Here is a 2,399-nt window from a genome sequence, read left to right on the forward strand (position 1 = left end):
CAGTATCATCACGTAAGTGAAACCTTGCCTGCCGTTACCAGTGTTAGTGCCGATACCTTTAATGAACACTTAAGTTATTTAAAACAGCATAACTTTAATGTGATTGCGCTCGATGAATTAATTACTGCGTTGCAGCAACAGCAGACTCTACCAGAAAAAACCGTAGCAATTACCTTTGATGATGGTTATAACAATAATTATCAGCAAGCGGCACCCATACTGGAAAAGTTTGGCTACCCCTATACTATTTTTGTTAACCCTAAGCTAATAGACGAAGGTAAGGGCTATGTAATGGGTTGGGAGCAACTGCGGGAACTGGCACAAAAAGGCGCCCTGATTGCCAATCATACTGCGCAACATGACTACCTACATCGTAAACTGGCGGGCGAAACGCAGACGCAGTGGCAAGCACGTATTAAGCAAGACATTCTGCACTCTCAGCAGCGTATCAAAGCAGAAATAGGCCACGATTATAAGTATTTAGCTTATCCATATGGTGAGTTTAATAATGACTTACAGGCACTGGTTACAGAGCTGGGTTTTGTAGGTATTGGCCAGCACTCAGGCGCCGTAGATAAAAATGCTGATTTTAGCCGCTTACCGCGTTTTCCGGCATCGGGCTTTTACAGTAAATTAGATACGCTCACAACTAAGCTAAACTCACGGGCGTTTAATATTAGCAATCTAAAATACCAAGACAGTGTTACCACACAAAACCCGCCTAACTTAACCATAGAATTTGTAATGGGCGATTTTCATAAAACCCAGTTTGCCTGCTACGTATCGGGCGTGGGGCAAGCCAATTTAACCTGGCTCAATAAAAACACCGTTACTGTCACATCACCCAAAGCACTTAATAAAGGCCGTTCTCGCTTTAATTGCACCGCGCCGGCCATTAACGATGCTGGCAATTACTTTTGGTTTTCACAGCCTTGGGTAATTGAATAAGCAAAGCCAGTGTATTGCTAAGCTGAACTCAGCATAGCCAGTAAAAAAGGAGCATTAGCGCTCCTTTTTTGCATTATATGCCCCGCTTAAAGTGAATAATAATCGGCTATTTGTTTAAACTCATCGGTCAGCTGGCTAATATTAACTAACGGCACCTTGCCCTGTTGAAACTCAGGTTTAAAAATAGCACGCACCGCGCCAGTGCCATCCACCAGCGCAATGGACGCACTATGATCAACCGCGTACTCAGGCTGACTACTATCACTAATGGCGTAAATTAACCCCAGCTCTCTTACCATAGGAAACAGCGCTTTATGATCCCCAGACACTGCTAAAAAGTCAGGGTTAAAATAATCAATGTAGGCTTTGCGTTTAGCCGCTGTATCGCGCTGCGGATCAACCGAAACAAACCACACTTGCAATGGGTACTCACTGCGCAAGTTTTTATAAACCGCATTGAGTTTCGCCAGCGTCATTGGGCAGATATCAGGGCAGCTGGTGTAGCCTAAAAACACCAAGTTCCACTGCCCGATAAATTGTTGTTTAGTAACCTCCTCACCGTGTTGATCCTGCAAGCTAAAGTCACTTAAAGGTTTTGCATTTTCATATACTAACGCGTCCACATTTGGCGGATCATTATCCATGCATGCCGATAAAAATAACGTCAAAACAACCACTAAACCAAGCCATAAGCGTTTCATATAAAAAACCATTTATCGATAAATAAGACTACAAAGAGTATCATTAAATGAATAATAGAAAAGCGAAATAAGTCCATTGCGGTATCGGCATTGGCGGCAAACTTTAGCTTTAGCGCTTTATAAATAAACAGCGCATTTAACGCACTCGCGCCCAGCAAATAGATCAGCCCCGACATGCCAATTAAATAAGGCAACACGCACACCAGTGCCAATAACACCGAATAAGCCACAACACAGGTTTTACAAAAGTCGATACCATGGGTTACCGGCAGCATTGGGATTTTTGCCCGCTCGTAATCGCTTTTTCGTGCAATCGCCAATGCCCAAAAGTGTGGCGGAGTCCACGTAAATATAATCATCACTAATAGCCACGGTGCCGCAGCCATTTGCCCGGTTTCAGATACCCAACCAAGTAACGGCGGCATCGCACCGGCTAAGCCCCCAATGACAATATTTTGTGGTGTCGCGCGCTTTAAAAACGAGGTATACACAAAGGCATAACCCACTAACGCAAAGAGCGTTAATACTGCGGTAAGGGGATTAGCCCACAGCATGAGCATAACAAAGCCTGCCACCCCAATGATGGTCGCAAAGCTCAGTGCATGGGTTTTAGTAAGCCGGCCTTTTGCCACTGGGCGATGACGGGTACGCGCCATTTTGCTATCGATTTCACTATCAACCACATGATTAATCACCGCGGCGGCTGCCGATAATAAACCAATGCCGAGTAAACTAATAAACTGCACCGCC

The 2,399-nt window shown here is 44.6% G+C and carries 3 protein-coding genes; 1 reads left to right on the plus strand and 2 read right to left on the minus strand.

The annotated features are described in order from the left end of the window. A partial coding sequence (locus ABYB02_RS16610) for a polysaccharide deacetylase family protein (protein ID WP_372763478.1) occupies positions 1-948 on the plus strand: 948 nt, incomplete at its 5' end. Between the two features lie 86 nt (positions 949-1,034). On the opposite strand, the gene ABYB02_RS16615 is transcribed toward ABYB02_RS16610, so the two are convergent. Both ABYB02_RS16615 and cyoE read right to left on the minus strand, forming a co-directional pair. Next, the gene (locus ABYB02_RS16615) at positions 1,035-1,649 is read right to left on the minus strand and encodes an SCO family protein (protein ID WP_372763479.1); all 615 of its coding nucleotides are present in this window, start codon (positions 1,647-1,649) and stop codon (positions 1,035-1,037) included. After that, on the minus strand, positions 1,646-2,399 hold a 754-nt coding region (cyoE, locus tag ABYB02_RS16620), incomplete at its 5' end, for a heme o synthase (protein ID WP_372763480.1). The genes cyoE and ABYB02_RS16615, both read right to left, overlap by 4 nt.

Source organism: Pseudoalteromonas sp., from assembly GCF_041613455.1.
Taxonomy (GTDB): domain Bacteria; phylum Pseudomonadota; class Gammaproteobacteria; order Enterobacterales; family Alteromonadaceae; genus Pseudoalteromonas.